The sequence below is a fragment of the Undibacterium sp. Ji22W genome (assembly GCF_049340305.1).
Lineage (GTDB): Bacteria > Pseudomonadota > Gammaproteobacteria > Burkholderiales > Burkholderiaceae_D > Undibacterium.
Genome location: NZ_JBMPOU010000001.1, coordinates 233,065 through 255,694 on the forward strand (window position 1 = coordinate 233,065; position 22,630 = coordinate 255,694).

At 47.2% G+C, this 22,630-nt stretch carries 10 protein-coding genes; 8 read left to right on the forward strand and 2 right to left on the reverse strand.

Going from position 1 to position 22,630, the window contains the following annotated elements; translation table 11 throughout:
- Window positions 1-19: 19 nt before the first annotated feature.
- Both ACO0KW_RS00950 and ACO0KW_RS00955 read right to left on the reverse strand, forming a co-directional pair.
- A complete protein-coding gene (locus ACO0KW_RS00950; RefSeq protein WP_423049753.1) occupies window positions 20-1,189 on the reverse strand; it encodes an OmpA family protein in 1,170 nt (389 codons plus the stop codon).
- Window positions 1,190-1,275: 86 nt separating this feature from the next.
- On the reverse strand, window positions 1,276-3,633 hold the full coding sequence (locus tag ACO0KW_RS00955; RefSeq protein ID WP_423049755.1) for an Ig-like domain-containing protein: 2,358 nt from the start codon (window positions 3,631-3,633) through the stop codon (window positions 1,276-1,278).
- A gap of 637 nt (window positions 3,634-4,270) precedes the next feature.
- Between ACO0KW_RS00955 and ACO0KW_RS00960 the strand changes: the two genes are divergently transcribed.
- From ACO0KW_RS00960 to ACO0KW_RS00995, 8 genes are all read left to right on the forward strand, one after another.
- Window positions 4,271-4,987, forward strand: coding sequence for a Crp/Fnr family transcriptional regulator (locus tag ACO0KW_RS00960; protein ID WP_423051917.1), 717 nt, complete (start codon window positions 4,271-4,273; stop codon window positions 4,985-4,987).
- Window positions 4,988-5,029: 42 nt separating this feature from the next.
- Window positions 5,030-7,765, forward strand: a complete 2,736-nt coding sequence (locus tag ACO0KW_RS00965) for a PAS domain S-box protein (protein ID WP_423049757.1) — start codon at window positions 5,030-5,032, stop codon at window positions 7,763-7,765.
- A 9-nt stretch (window positions 7,766-7,774) separates the two neighbouring features.
- Window positions 7,775-9,040 (forward strand): response regulator, encoded by a 1,266-nt coding sequence (locus tag ACO0KW_RS00970; RefSeq protein WP_423049759.1) that lies wholly within the window; start codon window positions 7,775-7,777, stop codon window positions 9,038-9,040.
- 4 nt (window positions 9,041-9,044) lie between these two features.
- A complete protein-coding gene (locus tag ACO0KW_RS00975; protein WP_423049761.1) occupies window positions 9,045-10,517 on the forward strand; it encodes a hybrid sensor histidine kinase/response regulator in 1,473 nt (490 codons plus the stop codon).
- 21 nt (window positions 10,518-10,538) lie between these two features.
- A complete protein-coding gene (locus tag ACO0KW_RS00980) occupies window positions 10,539-11,018 on the forward strand; it encodes a hypothetical protein (RefSeq protein ID WP_423049763.1) in 480 nt (159 codons plus the stop codon).
- A gap of 86 nt (window positions 11,019-11,104) precedes the next feature.
- Entirely contained in the window at window positions 11,105-12,580 is a 1,476-nt protein-coding gene (locus ACO0KW_RS00985; protein WP_423049765.1) for an RAD55 family ATPase, read from the forward strand.
- A gap of 238 nt (window positions 12,581-12,818) precedes the next feature.
- A complete protein-coding gene (locus ACO0KW_RS00990; protein ID WP_423049767.1) occupies window positions 12,819-22,109 on the forward strand; it encodes a GH36-type glycosyl hydrolase domain-containing protein in 9,291 nt (3,096 codons plus the stop codon).
- Between the two features lie 129 nt (window positions 22,110-22,238).
- Window positions 22,239-22,625 (forward strand): DUF4398 domain-containing protein, encoded by a 387-nt coding sequence (locus ACO0KW_RS00995; protein ID WP_423049769.1) that lies wholly within the window; start codon window positions 22,239-22,241, stop codon window positions 22,623-22,625.
- The last annotated feature ends 5 nt before the right edge of the window (window positions 22,626-22,630 follow it).

Genomic DNA, 22,630 nt, shown 5'->3' on the forward strand with positions numbered 1-22,630 from the left:
TGCGATTTAGCCCATACAATTAGCGGCGTGAACCAACTACTTCTACAATCACCCGACGATTTTTTGCGCGGCCTTCGCTAGTAGCGTTATCAGCAATTGCTTGGCGTTCGCCCTGGCCTTCAGTGTAGACACGATCTGCTCCGACGCCACGGGATACCAAATAAGCTTTGACGGCTTCTGCACGGCGAATCGACAAAGACTGATTGTATTCGTCACTACCGATAGAATCCGTATGACCGACTGTCACCATCACCTCGGTATTCATATTCTTGAGAGAATCAAGCATTTGATCGAGGGCGACTTTCCCTTGTGGTTTAACCACGGATTTATCGAAATCAAATAAAGCTTCAGCGGAGAAGTTGATTTTTTCTGACACTGGCACTGGCACTGGCACTGGCGCTGGCTTAGCGACTACCTGTGCTGGCATGGTTTCGGTAATTACTAATGGCGCAGAGACTGGTGCAGGCATCGGCTCAGGTGCCACGTAAGGAATGATGCGTTGTGGCGCTGGCTGTCCCATTTTGTAGACCAGACTGATGGAATAAAGATCGACGTCGCCGCGATTTTGAACGCCATCATTGACGCGATGACGTTCAACCTGAGCGCGCACGGCAAGAGCTTGTGTCATTTGATATTCCAAGCCCAAACCATACTTGCCATTGAGTTTGCTTTCGGTTGGATTCGGGTTAGTAACGGCGTAAAGACGATTACCGTTGAAATGGGCTTTTGCTTCGGTGTAATGCATCCCGATATTGGCGATAAAAGAGAAGCGCTCAGTGAAATTGACGCGTCCAAGTAAGTCTAAATTTACACCTTGAAAACCCACTTCGCCGTTGAGCGTTCCCGGATTGCCGAGTGCTGAAAAACTTGATTTACCTAAATTGAAGTAACCACCTTCCAAGGCGAAATTTTCATTCAATTGTTTGCCGATGAATAACTTGTAACCAAGATCTCGCTCATCTTTGGTGAAGTTGACTGAAGTAGCACCATTGTTCATCAAACTGCTGATCAGGCGTTGATCGTCGATGGAAGAACGTGACTGACCCAAGCCGGCACCGATGTACCAAGCGGATTTTGCCCATTCTTTGGTTTGACTATCTTGGCTGAAGGATTGAGCTTGCGCGTGTGCGTTGAAAAGTAAAGCACAAGCTACAAGGCCGATCAGGCGGATTTTTTTATTCTGTTTCATGTAATTCTCCGGTTGCAGCAAAAACCACGCATATCGTGGCTTTTACTGACTATTAATTTAATTTGAACAAGGGTAAGCAGTGAATATTAGAGCGTGATCACATTGTTTCTGAGTGTGACCGCGCTTGCTGACAGGACCCGACCATTCTGTAAAGTCGCCATATCACCCATGGTGATGGCAGCTGAGGTCGTCATGATGGTGCCGACAAACGCACTGTTTGCGCCTAAAGTAGTTGGGGCTGTTGGTACCCAAAAAACATTCGCCGCCGATGCGCCACCGATTAAGGCAACGATGGAATTAGCTGAACTATTTAAAGTTGAACTGGTGCGAAAGATATACAAGCCTGGTCCACTCATATTGAAGGTGCCGGTAATCGTGATTGAGCCTGCATAGCAGTATACGCCTGGTGGTAAAGTCAGGCCGCCGAGGTTGATGCCAGAAGCTGAATTCACGTCACATGGACGTGAATTCGCATCAGCAATCGCGACTTGTACGTCGGCTAAAGCGCCAGCGAGAATAGCTCCCGATTTGTAGTTGGTATAACCAGCAGTTTGCACAGGGTCCACCGTTTGTGATGGTGATCCGATGTCGCCGGTGATCAGCGTTAAACCACCGGAATTATTTGTAATGGAATTGCCTGCTAAGACGCCGAAAGTCGCAGCGGTTCGCAAATTAATACCCGCAACGAGCGGCGCTGTGACGGTGAAATTTGTATTGGCATTGAGTGTGCCCTGAGTTGCGGTGATGGTCGTGTTTCCGACAGCGAGTGCCGATGCCAATCCTTTAGGTGCTGAATTACTAATCGTCGCGACTATCGCATTGGAAGAACTCCAAACCACCGTGTTGCTGATATTTTGTGTGCTCAAATCATTGTAAACCGCAGTGGCAACAAATTGCAGAGTTGCTCCCACAGCTGCGCTCGGTGTTAATGGTGTGACGGTAATTGACGTCATCACTAAGGCTGGCGTCACTGTCAAATCTGCCGTACCTGTACGTCCACCCAAGCTAGCGCTCATCGTGGCTAGTCCAGAGCTAACACCCGTTGTCACGCCGACAGAATTGACCGTCGCGATCAGCGGTTGATTTGAACTCCAAATCGCAGTACTTGTAATATTTAAGGTGCTGCTGTCTGAATACAATGCGGTTGCAACAAAACTTTTGGTGCCACCGACTGCTACTGTATTCGTCGCCGGCGTAACTGTGATGCTTGTGATGGTCGGCGTTGGTACGACATTCAGCAATGCGCTACCAGACTTCGTTTGAAACGTCGCGGTCATGGTGCTAGAGCCGATTGCCAATCCTGTCGCGGTACCACCTGATAAAATCGTCGCTTTAGTGATATCGCTAGAAGTCCACACGACGGAGCTACTGATATTTGTCACTGAGCCATCGCTGTAGGTTCCGGTTGCTACAAAATTTTGCGTTCCAGCGATATTGATATTCGCACTTGCTGGCGTGACTGCGATCGAGACTAATAGTGCAGGGGTTACTGTCACCGTCGTACTGATCGTCATGCCATTAAAAGTCGCGCTGACTGCGCTGGTACCTGTGCTCACGCCAGTCACTACACCCGTGTTGGCAATAACTTTTGCAATGGCAGGTGTCACGGAAGTATATGTACTGCTGGTGCTGACATTGACTGTACTGCCATCGGTATAACTTGCAGTGACAATCAAGGCTTGTGTCGCGCCAACTTGCAAGCTAGGGTTGACAGGTGTTATTGCTAATTGCACTAAAGCCGCTGGGCTTACCGTGAGATTTGTGGTGCCACTCAATCCGCCAGAGCTGGCAACAACAGGCGTTACACCTACGCTTAAACCTTTCGCTGTCCCTGACGCTGAAATACTGGCAATGGCAGGATTAGTTGTACTGAAGACCGCGATCGCTGAAATGTCAGTACTGGCACCGTTAGAATAAGTACCTATCGCTTTGAATACTTGTTGATTCCCCAGTGGGATACTTGGGTTTGGTGGCGTCACCGCAATCGACAACAAAGTAGCAGGAAGCACTGTTAAGCTTGCCGTTGCTGACTTGTCGCCATACTTGGCCGTGATCGTTGTATTGCCAGCGACTAGACCTTGCGCCAGGCCTGCATTGGTAATGCTGGCATTGGCAGCAGTACTGGAAGTCCAGCTACTATCGCTGCTTACGACTCGAGAACTGCCATCGGCAAAAGAGGCGGTGGCGACATATTGTTGCATACCACTGATTTGTATAGAGCTGCTTAAAGGCGAGATATTGAGTGCGACCAAATTGGCTGCAGGGATGCCTAATATTGGCTCACGCCCCTGATCACCACCACCGCCACAGGCAGTGCTGAATGCCGCCACTAACAGGATTGGTAGCCATGTTGTGTTCCGTTTCGTTAGTCGCGATGATAGCCACGACGTTAGCCACGAAGGGAGCCACGCGGATGGCGTGGAAAAGTACGATTGAATAGTCATTTGTTGTCCTCTTTTAATTGTCTTGCGTAAGTGAGATTCGTTATCAATGCGGTTATGTCGTCTTTGATGAATATCGGGAAAATCATGTGGTGAAGCTAATGAACAGGCTTATTCCCATGAAAGAAGCGGGCATAAGACGCAAGGATTTCATAGCAATCTAAAATCCAGACGCCATCTTGGTTGAGCAGTGTGTCAAGGTCTGTGCGCTGGCAGACATAAGAAAGTGCACAATGGAATACACTCTGAAACGCACAATGAGTTGCGTACTGTGATCGGGCACAGAGGGCATTTCACTCTGTGCATATCTAAAGTTGATTTCGCTGTGTGCGTTAGCCCACATACAAAATGTTGCAGATCAATTAAATTGAGCTGGAAGGGATAGAGTGTGTTACCTTCAACGCTTGGTTTTCTGCAAGTCTCGTTAGCAGAAATTAAACTAGCTAAAAGTTTTTTTAGCCTAAATTTAATCTAAGTTGAGCTTAGCTTGAGTTTGTGTTGATCTCATGTAGATCTATATTTGGCGATGTCGCCACCCTAATTTGACTGGAAAAGTGAAGCACCTATGTCCAGTTTAATCGTCAACAACACGCGTCCGCTTCCTCACTCCATCGCCACAGGTACATTTATAAGCAAGTCGATGACGGCAGCGATGCCAAGTCAGAATCACTTATTAGCAGCACTTCCAGAGCTCGAATTTAACCGTCTATTGCCGCAATTAGAATTAGTTCAAATGCGCTTGGGGGATGTATTGCACGAATCTGGAGGCAAACTAAGTCATGCCTACTTTCCGACCACGGCGATCATCTCTTTGCACTACTTGCTGGAGAATGGTGGCTCGTCGGAAATTGCCGGCATTGGAAATGAAGGCGTGTTGGGTGTCAATTTATTGATGGGAGGCGATACCACTCCGAGTCGTGCGGTAATACAAACGGCCGGCATGGCGTATCGAATTAAAGCAAATGCCTTGCTAGAAGAATTTCAAATGGGAGGCGCTGTGATGCGCCTGCTATTGCGCTACACGCAAGCGTTGATTACCCAGATGTCACAGACCGCAGTGTGCAATCGCCACCATAGCGTTGAACAACAATTGTGTCGTTGGTTGCTGCTGACCTTAGACCGCTCAAGTGGAAATGAACTCACGATGACCCAAGAATTGATCGCCGGGATGTTAGGGGTGCGCCGTGAAGGCGTGACTGAAGCTGCAGGCAGATTACAAATCCAAGGCATCATTAGTTACCGGCGTGGGCACATCACTGTATTGCGTCGAGACGGTTTAGAACAACAAGTATGCGAATGCTATGCGGTCGTCAGAAAAGAAGTAAAACGCTTATTGTCTGATGTTCATCAACGCTAGATTTACTCAATAAATTTTGTACCCATTACCCAGGTAAAACGCATGACCGAAATGCTCAACATGAACTTAAGCACCAACTTTAAGCGCAAAACCTTGCTTGCGTTTGAAATCTGTATGGTGCTGTTGCTATTGTCTGGAATTATTGCTTGGAACAATGCGCGCCTATCTACCGTGTCCTTGCAGGAAAATGAACAAACGCAGCAATTGACCCGTGCGCTGGAAAAATTACGCTCCAATTTAGATAAAGCGGAAAATCGCCAATGGGCATTTTTCCTGACACGAGAGCCTTCCTTATTACAACAAAGAGATGCGATTTTGCTAGAGATCGCGCAAAGCCGAACAAGTTTGCAGACGCTCACCAAAAATAAAGTTGCCCTGCGTGCCGACATTGAGAATATTGACAGTATCGTAGAGCAACGGACCAATACCTTAATTGATAGCGAAAAAACTTTCAGTACCTTAGGGTTTGCAGCGGCAGGGCCAAAGTTTAATAAGGGGCTTGAATTGGCAGCCGATATTCGCCGGCTCGTATTGGGACTAGAGCGTCAAATTCAAGATGATTTGCATAAGCAGCAAAGCGATGAACTCGCACGATTAACACAAATTGCCTTCGTCATTATTTCTCTGCTCACGCTGATAGCTTTGGTGTCGGCGTGGATACAGAGAAGCATTCACAAACGCTTAGTCGAAGAATATTCATTGCATGAACAGCAGTTGCCCTTGCTGAAAAAGGGTGCATTGCAAGACGCTATTTTCAATAGTACTAACTTCTCCAGTATCGCGACGGATGCGCAAGGCGTGATACAAATTTTTAATGTCGGCGCTGAACGTATGTTAGGTTACACCGCGCTGGATGTGCTCGATAAGATTAGTCCGGCCGATATTTCTGATGCGCAAGAGGTGATTTTACGTGCCGCAAAACTCAGTGCTGAAATGGGCGTCAATATTACGCCGGGTTTTGAAACCTTAGTTTACAAAGCGTCACGCGGCATTGAAGATATTTATGACCTGACTTATGTACGTAAAGATGGTAGCCGCTTTCCCGCGAATGTCTCGGTGACTGCCTTGCGCGATGCTGAGAGAAAGATCATCGGTTATTTATTAATCGGTATCGATAATAGCGCCCGCAAACAGGTGGAAGCAACGCAGGCGATTACGGATCAGCGTCTACGTGACTTGCAATTCTACACACGTTCACTGATTGAATCGAATATCGACGCCTTGATGACCACAGATCCGAATGGCTTGATTAGCGATGTGAATCAGCAGATGGAAAGGTTGACTGGTAGTACGCGTGAAGAATTGATTGGTTCACCTTGCAAGAATTATTTTACCGAACCTGAACGTGCCGAAACCGCGATTACTCGCGTCATGCAAGAGGGCAAAGTCACTAATTTTGAACTCACCGTGCAAGCGAAAGATGGTAAGAAAACTCTAGTCTCCTACAATGCGACCACATTTTATGATCGTGAACGTAATCTGCAGGGCGTGTTCGCAGCCGCGCGCGATGTCACTGAACGCAAACAATCTGAGCTGGCTTTACAGATCACTAATGTCGAATTGAATCTGGCGATTGCCACCGCAGAAAAAGCTAATCTAGCAAAGTCGGAGTTTCTGTCGAGTATGAGCCACGAATTACGCACCCCACTTAATGCGATTTTGGGTTTCGCACAATTAATGGCTTCTGAAAAACCGGCGCCAAGTAACGCACAAAAGCAATCGATAGATCAAATCTTGCAAGCTGGTTGGTACCTTCTCAAGCTAATCAATGAAATTCTGGATCTAGCGATGATTGAGTCGGGTCGGGTCACCATTTCGCAAGAAGCGATGTCATTGTCCGAGGTATTACAAGATTTGCAGGCCATGATAGAGCCGCAAGCACAGAAACGTAATATCAGCATGCAGTTCCCAAAACTAGATCAATTATTTTATGTACATGCAGATCGTATGCGGGTCAAACAAGTGATGATCAATTTGTTGTCGAATGCGATTAAGTACAACCATGATAATGGTAGAGTCTTTATTGAATGCCATCTTTCTGGAAAATCCAAAATTCGTGTGAATGTGACAGACACAGGCGTTGGCCTTAATTCCAAACAGCTACAACAATTGTTTCAGCCATTTAATCGGCTAGGACAGGAAAGTAGTAGTGAAGAAGGTACCGGAATCGGCTTGGTGGTGACGAAACAGTTGGTTGAATTGATGGGCGGCGAAATTGGGGTCGAGAGCCAAGTGGGCGTGGGGAGTGTTTTTTGGATAGAGCTCAATGCTTCAGCGATGCCTAAGTTGCCGAATTTTGAATCTACCCTGCCAGTGGTTTACGAAGACAATAAGAAACCAGGTCTGCCAGATTTAGGAAAGCGCACCTTATTATATGTGGAAGATAATCCTGCGAATCTGGCTTTAGTTGAGCAGCTAGTCGCACGTTGTCCGCATTTGCGCTTAATCTCCGCCATCGATGGTCATCTCGGCATACAAATGGCGCGGGCGTATAAACCAGATGTCATCTTGATGGACATTAATCTCCCAGGAATTAGTGGGTTCGGCGCCTTAAAAATCTTACAGAGCGATGCATCAACTAAACATATTCCGGTGATGGCATTATCTGCCAACGCGATGCCACGTGACATCGAAAACGGTCAGCAGGCGGGTTTTTATCGCTATCTCACCAAACCGATCAAAGTTGATGAATTTATGGATGCGTTGAATCAAGCTTTGGAACATGCCACGAATAGTTCATCAAACATATTAGCCAGCAGCAGCGATAAGACACATTGAAAGAAAATCATGGTAGCGAAACCTGAGATACACCACGCGAAAATTCTCGTTGTCGATGATCAAATTGCGAACGTCACCTTGCTGGAAAAAATTCTCGCGAATATTGGTTATCAACAGGTGACTTCGACACTTGATCCAACGACCGTCTGTGCGCTGCATCAGGAGCATCATTTTGATTTGATTCTGCTAGATTTGCAGATGCCTGTGATGGACGGTTTTGAAGTAATGCAAGCGCTCAAAGAAGTTGAGCCTGAATCGTACACACCAGTATTGGTAATTACCGCACAGCCTGGAGAGAAGTTACGCGCCTTGCAGGCTGGCGCGAAAGATTTCGTCAGCAAACCATTTGAATTGGTAGAGTTACAAACCCGTATCGCGAATATGCTAGAGGTGAGGCTGCTGTATAAACGTCTCGCCGATTACAATGTGATCTTAGAACAGACCGTGGTGGAACGCACCTTACAATTGCAACAGAGTGAAGCGCGTTTTAAGAGTTTTACGAAATTATCCTCAGACTGGTATTGGGAGCAAGATGCGAATGGTAATTTTGTTAGCGCAGAGGGACCTGTATTTGAGATGTTGGGTATCCATCATGTGAGCGATGATGGGGTGAGCATCAAGGCCGCGGGAGATCTCGAACAAAGACCTGATGATGCCAGCGATGACTTGAATGACGATGCGTGGAATCAAGCCGAATATGCACAACTACACGACAAAATTGAGAGCCGCACCCCCTTTCTTAATTATGTCTACCGACGAATTCTGAATAACGGTAGTCAGCAGTTCTTACAAGTGAGTGGCGAACCCATCTTCGATGAAAACGGTCGGTTCACTGGGTATCGTGGTATCGGCATGGAACTCAATGACCGGCGCCGCGCGCATACTGAATCCGCTTATTTGCGCATGGCGCTCAATAGTGTCGAACAAGCGATACTCGTTTTTGATGGCGAATCTAAAACACTACTTGACGCCAATCATGCTGCATGTGATCTATTTGCGATCGCACATCAAGATATTGATAATTTTGATTTACAGCATTTTGGATTATCCAACTTACATGCCCGCAGCGAAGAGTTTTCTCATTTGATCGACACGAACGGTTTGCTACGAGAGAATGCACAACTACGAATTCGATCAGGCGAGCATGGTCCGATATGTATTCAATGGCGCGCGTTTTCCTGCGACGTTGAAAAGAGTATTGCACCAGAAAAATGGGTGATTGTGGCAGCCATGTCGGAAATCGAATCAATTACCGTCTTTGACGGTTTAGATTGATTCTATGGCCTCCAACCGCAACAATAATGGTGAGAGTAATCTGATCACTTTACTTGAACTTACTCACCTTAAACAAGCTAATCAACATAGCCAAGAAACCGCTCAATTACGCACGACCATAACAGAATTGTTGTCACGCTTGGAAAATCAATTTGATGTGATCAGCGATAAAAATATTTTAGAGCAGTTGGTGATTCAGTTACGGGAGGCTAATCAACATCTGGTGATTGCTTCGATGAATGCACAAAGTTTGCAAGAATCAGCGGAGCAAGCAAAACTCAAGCAAGAACAGTTCTTGGCGATGTTGGCGCATGAGTTGCGCAACCCCCTAGCACCGATTGTGATGGCAACAGAATTAATTGCAAAGCTCACTGCTAGTCATGAAAATCTGCCTAAACTGCATGGAATTTTAGCGCGGCAAGTTGGGCAACTAAGTCATCTAGTCGATGATTTGTTGGATGCGTCCCGGATCAGTAGTGGCCGAATTAGTTTGTATAAACAAGAATTTACGCTGAAGTCGATCATTGATAATGCGATTGAAATTAGCAGTCCAATAATTGCTCTCCGACACCAGCGATTGGAATGTGATTTGCCTGCGATCGTTCTCAATGTGGTTGCAGATTTTCTGCGGCTATCGCAGGTTTTTAGCAACTTATTGATTAATGCATCCAAATTTTCACCCGAATACGAGACGATTTCAATTCACGTCAGAAAGCACCATGAGAAGATTTTGATCAGTATCAAAGATCACGGTATTGGCATTTCGACTGATATCCAACAACAAATTTTTGAGTTGTTTTCACAAGGATATCAAACCGTCGATCGTGCGCAAGGGGGGCTGGGGATAGGTTTGGCATTGGTCCGTAGCATTGTCGATATGCATGAAGGCACCGTGCGCGTGAGGAGCGATGGTTTGGGTTTAGGAAGTGAATTCATCGTTGAACTTCCGCTCGCAAAAGTACCTGTAACAAATGAAGCGCAAGAGCCACCTGAGCAGTTACAGCCACGTCAGACACCACATCTTAAAATTCTGATCATCGAGGATAATCCTGATACCTTGGCGGTGTTGGCAGAGGTGCTCATCAATGAAGGGCATCACGTTTGTACGGCACTTAATGGACATCAAGGCATTCAATTGATACATGATGCCGCGGATGAACAATTTGATTTGATCTTTTGCGATTTGGGTTTGCCGAACCACGATGGTTTTGAAATTGCGCGAAACATCCGTGCAATTCTCCGCACAGAATCGGCGGGGAAGGCGAATAAACGGGAAGCTGATAGTGCAGACAAAAACACAAATAACAGCACAAATAAGAACGTTAATAAGCGACCAGTCTGCCTGATCGCTTACACAGGCTATAATCAAGCGGCAGACCGGGAGCACGCGAAAGACGCGGGTTTTGATCATTTCTTAGTCAAACCGGTGGCTACAGATGTCTTGCTGAATTTAATTGCAGGCTGGATGTCTACTTGAAACACTTTTCTATTTTTAATTATGACGCTACCTAGACCAGAAGAGTTTACGCATCATCGTAAATGGTTGCAGCGTGCTTTTGACCAACAGCCAGATGCAATTGGTGCCGCCAACCTGCGATTATGGGAACACCTCGCGCGCGAACTGATGAGCATTATCGGCGAAGCGGGCTTTGAGTCACTTTATTCGCGCTGTGTGTTTTTGTTGCGCGACGAATATCCGTGGTTGCAATTGCATCCGCCCTCCGCGCCGATTGGCACTCGTTTTGATGCGCTAAAAACCCAATTGGATCAACAAGAATTCGCCTTGGCAGAACGTGCTAGCCGCGCTTTACTCGATACCTTTATGCGCCTTTTGAGCGGATTGATAGGCGTAGGCTTAACACAGAATATTTTACAGGTCGCATGGGACAGGATTTTGCCTGAACCTAATCAAGAAAACACCGGATCAGAAACCGATGACAGAAAACTTCAGAATGATTCCCCCAGCATTGAACCTTAGCCTAGCCATGTTTTTTACCTCACATCATAAAAATACTACGTCATATCGAATTTCATCATCAAAATTGTATAACCCGGAGTTACACCATGAGTAAGATCGACAATCAGCCTGTGCGTATCCAAAAATTGCAGACGGGTGTGCCCGGCTTGGATGCGCTGCTCGGTGGCGGCTTACCGGAATTTTCATTCAATTTATTAGCCGGTACGCCTGGCAGTGGAAAGACGACCTTAGCGCATCAAATGATGTTTGCATTGGCAAATCCAGAGCGTCGTGCGATCTTTTTTACTGTGCTTGGCGAATCACCACTGAAAATGCTTCGGTACCAGCAGCAATTTCCTTTCTTTGATTTAGATAAAGTGAATAGCTCAATTAAATTTGTGAATCTTGCATCCGATCTTTTAGATGGTAATTTTGATCGGGTTTTGTCACGCATCATCGAAGAGGTTCAGGCTTTTTCTCCTGGATTAGTGTTCGTCGATTCGTTTCGATCAATCGTACAAAGCGGACATTCGGATGATCCTGGCATCTCAGGTTTACAGCATCTGGTGCAACAATTAGGAATGCAAATGAGTAGCTGGCAAGCGACTACTTTTTTGATTGGTGAGTATCTGGTACAGGAAGCCGAGTCGAGTCCGATATTTACGGTGGCCGATGGCATCATCTGGATGTCACAAATGGCGTATCGCGATTCTATGATACGTAAAATTCAGGTCGTAAAGATGCGTGGTCAGGCGCAGAGTCCGGGCTTGCATACGTTTAAAATCAACAACCAAGGTATCGAAGTCTTTCCAAGAGTAGTAGCTAGTTTGGAAAACGTGCCTAGCGTGAATCCCTCTGAGCATACCTCGGTCAGGATGCCTATGGGTAATCCGGTGCTAGACCAAATGATGGGTGGTGGATTGCCGCAAGCGTATTCTGTCTTAGTGGTGGGCCCCTCTGGTTCTGGTAAAACGATCCTTGCTACGCAGTTTTTGGCGGAAGGTGTGCGCTTAGGTGAAAAAGGCGTGATCGCTGCGTTTGAAAAGAGTCCGCATCAATTGATCAGTCATAAACTCAAACACATGATTAAGAATGGTGATGTGGGCGTGATTAAAACGCAAACTTTAGATTTGTCGCTAGACGAAATTTTTCACGATATGCTGGAAAATGTGCGACGTTTGAACGCTAAGCGCTTGGTGATCGATTCGCTATCTGGCTTTGAATTAGCTTTATCGGCGGCATTCCGTGAAGATTTTCGGGAGGCTCTGTATCGCATGGTGGCGAGCTTGACCGCGATGGGCGTCACAGTGCTTATGACGGCTGAACTCGAAGATCAATACACGACTTTGAAGTTCAGTAGTTCGGGCAACGCTTTCTTAGCCGATGCGATTATTATGCAACGATATGTCGAAGTCAGTGGTCAATTGCGCCGTGTCATTGCGGTGGTCAAGGTCAGGTCGAGCACGCATAGCAAAGACATTTGCTTTTATACGATAGCAGAAGATGAAATTTGTATTGGTGAACCTTTAACCAATTATGTCGGCATACTCTCTGGATTGCCTGAAAAAATTCGACAGGCTTAGTGGCTATCGATCGTCGACCATGTGAGGTCACTATTGAGTAGGCGGAAGCAACGCTGACGTCTCGATTTTGGTCTTAGTTTGGTCGTGGTTTGGTCTTGGTTAGTATTTGTTTAGTTCCAACCTATGTGTGGCAACGCACTTAGAAAAATTTCTGTTTCCTTTAAGCTGGATTCAGGCTGAAGCGCGGTCAGGCTTCAGCTTTTGAAACTACGCCAATGGCAGAGATGGGACGCACGCTTTGAAAACCAAGAATGGTAACTCATCCCTATTTGACTTCATCAAAAACGATTTTCATATTGCCTTCAAGACCAAGATCGTGTCGGTTTGGCAGCAGTGGTTCTATACAGAAAAGACGCCGCTGGAGAATGTAAATCCCCTTCGGGCAGAACTGTTTAGCGCATTGCAGATGGAGCAGCATGGTCGCTATCTAGCGCGCCAGCACCAATTGGCACCGCATTCTGGACGCAATCAATTATTGCGTAGATTGGCGGACAATGAAGAGCGCATTATTGATGCTTGTGCGCATCTGATCGCTGCTACGCAGTCGGGATATCAGGTTACGCCTGCGGCCGAGTGGCTGCTGGACAATTTCTATGTGATCGAAGAACAGATACACACTGCCCAGCGTCACTTCCCGAAAGATTACAGCCAGCAGTTGCCGCGTTTATTGAATGGTGAATCACGCGGTTTGCCACGTGTTTATGATCTTGCGTTAGAAGCGATTGCCCATGGTGACGGACGGATTGATCCGGATAGCTTGAACGGCTTTATTAGCGCCTATCAGGAAACACAAAGTTTAATGTTAGGTGAACTATGGGCAATTCCGATTATGCTCAGGTTGGCGCTGATTGAAAATTTGCGTCGCGTCGCACTCTACATCAAACAATCTCGTCTCCATCGTAATCTTGCCTGTGAGTGGGCGCAGCGTCTAATGACCTGTGCGGAGGAAAATCCGAATGAGTTGATTTTATTGGTAGCAGAAATGGCGCATTCAAAACCGCCACTGCAAAGTGCTTTTGTCGCCGAATTTGTGCGCAGAATACAGGCACAAAATCCCAGCCTGTTATTACCACTGAGCTGGTTGTCACAAAGCTTGGCCGAATCAAATCAGAACATTGAATCCATGTTGCAGGCGGATGCACAACATCAAGCCGCGGATCAAGTTTCAGTCAGCAATAGTATTGCCAGCCTGCGTTTATTATCAACGATCGATTGGCGCGTCTTTGTTGAGCATCTTAGCCATGTCGAACAATGCTTGCGTTTAGATCCCAGTCGGACCTATCAAGCGATGGATTTTTCTACCCGTGATCTGTATCGCCATGCGGTGGAAGAATTAGCGCGCCATAGTGCTATTAGTGAATTAGAAGTGGCAAAACTGGTGCTCGACTTGTCGTTTCGTTCGATTCAGAAGGAAACCGATAGTAGTCGCTTAAATAAGGACGTAGATTCCGGCGTAGTTGGTAGTGCCAATGTAGAGGGTAATTTGGAACCAAGCGCCGATCCCAGATTGATGCATCCAGGCTATTACCTGATTGGTGACGGTAAATTGATGCTGGAGGACCTGCTCGATTACGAACTTTCGCTCTATAAAAAATGGCGTCGACAGGTGATGCGATTTCCCCTGAGTCTTTATTTAAGCGGGATTTTAGTACTGAGTTTAGGCGCACTTTTTCTGTTGTCACGCGCTATGGATTTGGAACATGAATCAGTTTATGTAATCTTGTTGACGGCGGTATTAGGTTTGGTTGCCATCAGTCAATTCGGTGTGAATTCCGTGAATTGGTTCGTGACGGTGATGACTACCCCCAAACCCTTGCCGCGCATGGATTTTAGCCTGGGAATTCCAGTCGAGTCGGCCTGTCTGATCGCGGTCCCCTGCATGATTACCACCCAGAACAGTATAGATGAGTTAGTCGATGCGCTCGAGTTGCGCTTCTTGGGAAACCGCGATCCGCATTTACGATTTTGCCTGTTGAGTGACTTTGCTGATGCACCCAGTGCCGAAATGCCTGACGATGCTGGCTTGTTACTGTATGCAGAAAAATGTATCTCCCTACTAAATCAAAAATATCGTTATGCGTCGAGCGCCTTGGGTGCGGGCTCCCGCGTTGACGCATTCATCGACCAACGCACTGCGGACCAACATACGGCCAAACGTGCTGAGTCACATGCAGGCTCTCAAGTTGATGGGGCCACGACTGGTTTTGATGCTCAGGCGATCGATTTTTTCTTGCTCTTTCATCGCCCACGATTGTGGAATCCGCAGGAGCGTTGCTGGATGGGTTACGAGCGCAAACGTGGCAAGTTGGCTGCCTTAAATGCTTATTTACGGGGTCATGGTTCTCATGCTTTTAGCGCTATTATCGGTGCGCCCGATTGTCTGCCGGCTATGCGATATATCATTACTTTGGATGCCGACACGGGTTTGCCGCGCGATGCTGCGCGTAAGTTTATTGCAACCATGGCGCATCCATTGAATCGGGCGCGCTATGACGTGCAATTGCAGCGTGTGGTGGCGGGCTATGGAATTTTGCAGCCTCGGATTGCCGTCAGCTTACCGGCCGAAACCGCGACTCGCTATGAATTATTATGCGCTGGTGAAGTGGGGATTGATCCCTACACGCGCTCGGTATCTGATGTCTATCAAGATATTTTTGGTGAAGGCTCGTTTATCGGTAAAGGGATTTATGAAATTGATAGTTTTGAACTCGCTTTAAAAGATCGGCTACCAGAAAACCGTATTCTCAGCCATGATTTATTGGAAGGTTGTTATGCTCGCGCTGGACTATTGAGCGATGTCGAATTACATGAACAACAGCCTGCCAGTTATCAGGCCGACGCTATGCGCCGCCACCGTTGGATACGCGGCGATTGGCAAATTGCGGCTTGGTTGTTGCGCCAGGTACCGGCGTATCGTACAGCAAGCGAATCGGAAAAAATGGTTTGCCACAATCCTTTGACGCCACTATCACGTTGGAAACTCTTCGATAATTTGCGTCGTAGCGTAGTGCCGATTGCTGTAAGTGCATTAATCGTGGTCTCTTGGTTTTTCTTAGCGTCTCCCTATTTTGGTTTGGCCGTTGCGTTGATTAGCCTATGCACACCCTATTTGCTGAATTTATTTCGCTCATTGATGGGTGTTTTTAAACCGAACCAGCAACTGGCTTGGAGGGTGATTGCGAAGGATTTGTTCTTTCACGCACAACAACAACTGACACAGGTGTTTCTTGCCATCAGTTTCTTACCGTATGAGGCTTACAGCAATCTCGATGCGATTGCACGTACGCAGTGGCGTATTCGGATCTCCGGGCGGCAATTGCTTAACTGGAATCCCTCCAGCCAAACGAATCGACATCCGGGTAACTCATGGCGGGCAACTTACCGTAGCATGTGGATTTCACCACTGTGGAGTAGTTTAATTTTTGCGGGACTAGTGATCTGGCGTCCTTCAGCACTTCCTGCTGCGATTGGTATTTTATTGATGTGGTTTGGCGCACCGCTCAGCGCCGCGTGGATTAGTCGTGCGCCGGCGCGCCCGATAAGCCAGATTGATGCCAAGGAAGGCGAATATTTACGTTTATTGGCACGTAAAACTTGGTTGTTCTTTGAGCGCTATGTGAATGCAGAAAACCATTGGCTGCCGCCTGATAACGTGCAGGAATTTCCTATCGCGGTGGTGGCGCGCCGTACTTCGCCAACCAATATTGGTCTCTCGCTACTAGCCAATTTGAGCGCGTATGACTTTGCCTTTATCTCTGTAGGTCGATTGCTCAAGCGTACCCAATTATGTATTGCAACGATGGAAAAGTTAGCCCGCTTTCAGGGGCATTTCTATAATTGGTACGATACCGAAACTCTCAGCCCGCTCTTACCTAAGTATATTTCAACCGTGGATAGCGGAAATCTTGCGGGACACTTGTTAGTGTTACGTTCTGGATTATTGGGCATTCCAATAGAGCCGGTTTTTCGTTGGACGAATTTTGACAGTCTCAAAGATACATTGAGCATCCTTTTTACGTTTCTGAATGAACCGACCAATCCACAGGTGTTGCACTTACGCCTTGCGCTGGATGATGCTTGCGGTAAAGCTGACGGTGAAGCCGACAGTGAAGCTGATAAGGAGATTGAACGGAGTAATGATTGGGATAATGAGGCCAGCATTAACACCCAGATCACTGGGGGCAAGGACGGCAGAAATTTATTCGGAGCTTATCGCCATTTAAGTAAGATACAAATATTATGCGATCAATTATCTGCGAGTCTGCAGACGCAATTTGCTTCACCATTAGATTTGCCAAAACAAGTATCGCTACAGCTCTGGTGTGATGCGTTGACTGAACAATGCCGCGATAGTCTCGACGACCTTGTATTCCGCTGTCCTTGGGTGGTGATGAGTGATCGTCTGAATGCAGATCAGCTTCTTCACTTCAATCAGTTAAGCCGAATTTCTAGCCATCGGCATCTGGTGCAATTACATGAAGACTTTTTAGCGAGTATTCACAATTTTCAAGGGCAAGAGCAAGCTGATTATCAACAATTGACGGCGGAACTTCTGCAGCAAACCTTGTTGGCGAGTATTCGCGCCTCTACGAATTTGTTGGAGGTTCAAACACTATGCGCGCAGCTTGATGATATTAATCAAATGGATCTGGGATTTTTATACAATCCGCATAGTCGCTTGCTTGCGATTGGGTACAACCATAGTGATAGTCGCTTAGATACCAGCGCCTATGATTTGCTGGCGTCTGAGGCACGCTTAGCGAGCTTTGTCGGTATCGCACAGAACAGACTGCCGCAAGAAAGCTGGTTTGCACTTGGACGCCAGCTTACCCTTGCCAATGGTGAGCCGATTTTGATGTCTTGGAGTGGCTCGATGTTTGAATATCTGATGCCGCTTTTGGTGATGCCCGATTATGCGCATACACTATTAAATCAAAGCTATCGTAGTGCAGTGGAGCGACAAATTTCGTATGGCACCGAGAGAGAAGTGCCATGGGGAATTTCAGAGTCGGGCTATAACCATGTGGATCCCCATCTCAATTATCAATATCGCGCCTTTGGCGTACCAGGCTTGGGCTTTAAACGTGGCTTGGGCGATGACTTAGTGATTGCACCTTATGCGAGCGTGATGGCATTGATGGTCATGCCGAAGGAGGCATGCGAAAATTTGCAACGTATGTCTGACCTCGGCTTTGAAGGTAGTTATGGCTTTTATGAAGCCATTGATTACACACCGGCGCGTCTAGCACATGGACAGACTCAGGTTGTGATTCGTTCTTTCATGAGTCATCACCAAGGAATGAGTCTGTTAGCTTTGGCGTATTTGCTATTAGATAAGCCACTACAAAAACGATTTGTGGCTGAACCTATTTTGCAGGCCGCACTACCGCTTTTGCATGAACGTGTGCCGAAATGTCATACGACGTACGTCAATACAAGTGAGTTAGCGGATATACGTAACAGTTCAAATCTACAAGAGATGGCAGTGCGTGTGTTACATCGTGCCGATCACAACACGCCAGAAGTGCAACTTTTATCAAATGGACGCTATCACCTGATGATCAGCAGTGCGGGAGGTAGCGCAAGTCGATGGAATGACATCGCCATTAATCGTTGGCGCGAAGACAGTACACGCGATCACTGGGGAAGTTTCTGTTACCTACGGGAATTCGATAGCAATGCAAAGCTAATACAAGATTTTTGGTCCTGCACGTTTCAGCCAACACTGGTGCAGCCCGAACAGATGGAAGTGATATTTTCAGAAGGCCGTGCAGAGTTTCGTCGTGTAGATCATCAATTCTTGCAACATACTGAGATTATTTTGTCACCTGAAGACGACATTGAGTTACGGCGCACGCATATAACCAATCGATCACGGCGGCCACGTATCTTGGAATTGACCAGTTATAGCGAAGTTGTGCTCAACAGCGCGGCGGCGGATACGATGCATCCCGCATTTAGTAATTTGTTTATACAGACTGAGATTGAGCATGAACGCCAAGCAATCATATGCCAACGCCGTCCGCGTTCAGAGAATGAGTACCATCCGTGTTTGTTTCATCTGGTTGCGGTACATGGGGTTGAAATTGAAGCCATCAGCTACGAAACTGATAGAGCCCAGTTTATAGGACGTACGCGTGATCTCCGTCACCCACAAGCGATGCAAGAGTTTGGTGCGCTAAGTCAGACTGAGGGGTCTGTGCTTGATCCTATCGTAGCAATCCGAGTTCTATTACATTTGGCACCTGAACAGAGTATCAGCATCGATTTTGTCACCGGTATCGGACATGACCGTGATCACGCTGTGAATTTGATCGATAAGTATCGTGATCGTCACTTGGCTGATCGCGTGATAGAGCTGTCTTGGACACATAGTCAGGTCACGCTTCGCCAGCTCAATATTAGCGAAAGCGAAGCACAGACTTACGCCAAGTTGGCTAGCTCGATTATTTATGTCAACCCGAATTTGCGTGCCACGCCACAGCTATTACAACTCAACCGTCGGCAACAATCGGCGCTGTGGAGTTACGCAATCTCAGGCGATTTACCGATCGTTTTGGTGCAAATCAAGGATCAGGCTAATTTAAATTTGATTCAACAATTGATTTCAGCACACGTGTATTGGCGATCAAAAGGATTAGAAGTTGATCTGGTGATCTGGAATGAAGAGCACAATGGCTATCGTCAAGCTCTACAAGAGCAGATCATGGGTCTGATTTCTGCTTTGCCATTGCTGCATCAAAATAAGTCAGAACATCAAGCAAAGCAAGGAGGCATATTCGTGCGCGCCTTAGATCAAATTTCTTTGGAAGACAGGCACTTGTTTTTAAATGTTGCCAGAATTTGTCTAAGTGATTTGCAAGGTAGCCTGCAAGAACAAATGAACCGTAGGCCGGCCGCCGAACGTATCTTGCCAGCCTTAGAAACACTCAATCAGAATGCGATGTATTTGACCAATTTGTTCGGCAAAGGTGTCAAGCAAACGATAGGAACTTTTGCACAAACAAATCGAGAAAGATCCGGATCTAGACGAGCACTCTCATCTGATAAATCGGTGCCCGCTAGTCGTGATTTACTGGAGAATAACGGCTATGGCGGCTTCTCTCGCAATGGAAAAACCTATGTCATCCGCAGTAATACACACCTGAAAACACCTGCGCCATGGGTAAATGTGATCGCGAATGCGCACTTGGGTACGGTGATTTCAGAGAGCGGACAATCGTATTCCTGGGCAGCGAATGCGCATGAATTCCGATTGACGCCATGGAGTAATGATGCGGTCAGTGATGCTGGTGCAGAGGTATTCTATATACGAAATGAGACGACTGGTAATTTTTGGTCGCCGCTACCGCGAGCTGGCGAAGGTGAATACCTCTGTCATCATGGTTTTGGTTATAGCGAATTCGAACATGAACAGGAAAACATTTCTAGTCGATTGACTGTCTTCGTGTGCGTTGATGCACCGATTAAATATACGATTTTGCGTCTCGAAAATCTCGGCAATGAAAAACAGGAATTATCCGTTAGCGCTTACGTAGAATGGGTGCTCGGCGATGTCAGGGCAAAGACGCAAATGCATATTCATACGTGGTTGGAAACAAGTGGCAATACGGGAGCACAAACGATTTTGGCGCGCAATCCGTATCACGCTGAATTTTCGGAATTCACGGCCTTCTATCAAACAGTTGGTAGTAATGAAAGGCGTGCAGCACCAAGCGCACTTAGTTACAGCGCTGACCGTAAAGAGTTTATTGGTCGTAATCGATCGTTGGATAATCCACAAGCGATGGAGAAGCGCGGTTTGTCGGGCAAGCTGGGAGCTGGCCTTGATCCATGCGCTGCATTTCAATATGTGATTACACTCGAACCAAATGAGTCGCGTGAGTTTGTGTTCCTGCTTGGAGCACTTGACCTTACTAACAAAGACAATCGGGTATTGGGTGCGACTTCTGTCCCCGAACTGTTAGCGAATTTTGACAGTGTCAGTAGGGCGCATGAGGAGTTAGCGCGGGTTCAGGAATACTGGCAAAAGACGTTGGGCAATATTCAAGTCACGACTCCAGAACCGAGTTTTGATTTGTTGGCGAATGGCTGGCTGCTATATCAAACGCTGTCTGCACGAATGTGGGCGCGTAGTGGCTTTTATCAGTCTGGCGGTGCCTTTGGATTCCGCGATCAATTACAAGACGCTATGGCGCTCGTGCATAGCCAACCACAACTAGTGCGTCAGCATATCTTGCTAGCAGCGTCCAGACAATTTGTTGAAGGTGATGCGCAGCATTGGTGGCATCCGCCTGTTAATCGTGGTGTTCGTACCCGTTGTTCCGATGATTTCCTGTGGTTGGCTGCGGCAGTTTTTAGGTATGTCACGATCACAGGCGATCATGACATTTTAGATGAGAAGGTGTTTTTTCTTGAAGGTAGAGCACTACATCATGAAGAAGATTCCTATTACGATTTAGCCTTAGTGTCAGCAGAATCGGCTTCGCTCTACGAGCACTGTATCCGTGCTTTGGCGCATGCTGATCGGCTGGGTGCGCATGGACTGTGTCTGATCGGTTCAGGTGATTGGAATGATGGTTTTGATCGGGTTGGTGTGCAAGGCAAAGGTGAGAGCGTCTGGTTAAGTTTCTTCGCCTATCAATGCTTGCAAGATTTTTCGGAGTTGGCACAAGCACGTGGTGATCAGCATTTGGTCGTCGCGTGGCAGTCAAGGGCTACTGCGTTGCAGGATGCGATCGAACAATCGGGATGGGATGGTGAATGGTATCGACGCGCGTATTTTGACGATGGAACCGCACTCGGATCAGCCCAAAATGCGGCATGCCAGATTGATTCTATCGCACAAAGTTGGTCAGTGCTGTCCGGCGCGGGAAATCAAGATCATCAGGTGATAGCGATGCAATCGATGCTAGACAGATTGATGCAAAAGGAAGCGGGTTTGGTACAACTTCTCGCACCGCCATTCGATCGCGACGGGCCGAATCCTGGCTATATCCGTGGCTATGTTCCCGGCGTGCGCGAAAACGGTGGGCAGTATACACATGCTGCAATCTGGGCGGTGATGGCTTTAGCGAAGTTGGGGCGCAATGAACAAGCATGGGAATTGATGCGCATGATTAATCCGATTCATCACGGTAATTCTGCGGTCGCTATCGCGCGCTACAAAGTTGAACCGTATGTGGTCGCAGCTGATGTGTACGCGGTTGCACCGCATACTGGGCGTGGGGGGTGGACTTGGTACACCGGTTCTGCTGGGTGGATGCTCAGGTTGATGTGGGAATCTTTGCTGGGATTGGATATCCGGGCAGACCAATTGCGCTTGCGGCCTTGCATACCTGATACTTGGGATGGTTTTACTATGTCAGTTCACTATCAATCGAGTCGCTACGACATTACGGTAAAACAAATGGGCTTCGGTGAGACAGGACTGAGTCTAGATGGTCATCATCAGACTGGCGACAGCGTCACAATGCTGAACGATGGCAGGACACATGTCGTCTTACTTTTGCTAAATAGGGATCATTAGCGACAGGTGTGGAATTAATTATCTTCCACTGAAAGCTAAGTTCGCCAGCGAACAGAACTGTCGCGCATTCTCGCTTATAACGGTACAGCACTTTGCTTATTGTACTTACCGTCTATCTGGAGAAACACGATGAACCAAGATCTAAAAAAATTGTTCAGCCCGCTCACTATCTTATTGTTGGTCGTGATGGCTGGTTGCAGCAGCATGAAAACCCCGGCGACCGCTGATGTCGCGGTATCAAAAGCGGCGGTTGATAACGCAGTCGGCGCTGGCGGTGCAGAATTTGCGCCGATAGAAATGAATGCAGCCCGTGAAAAAATGCGCCTAGCGAATGCGGCAATGGCGGCCAAAGATTACCCATTGGCGATAGAGTTGGCGAACCAGGCCCAAGTCGATGCCAAACTGGCACAAAGCAAAGCGAGTTCCGCAAAAGCACAAGTTGCGGCCGATGCGCTGCAAGAAGATATTCGTATCATGCGTGAAGAATTCAATCGTGCAAACGCCTTGCGCAAATAGGCTGA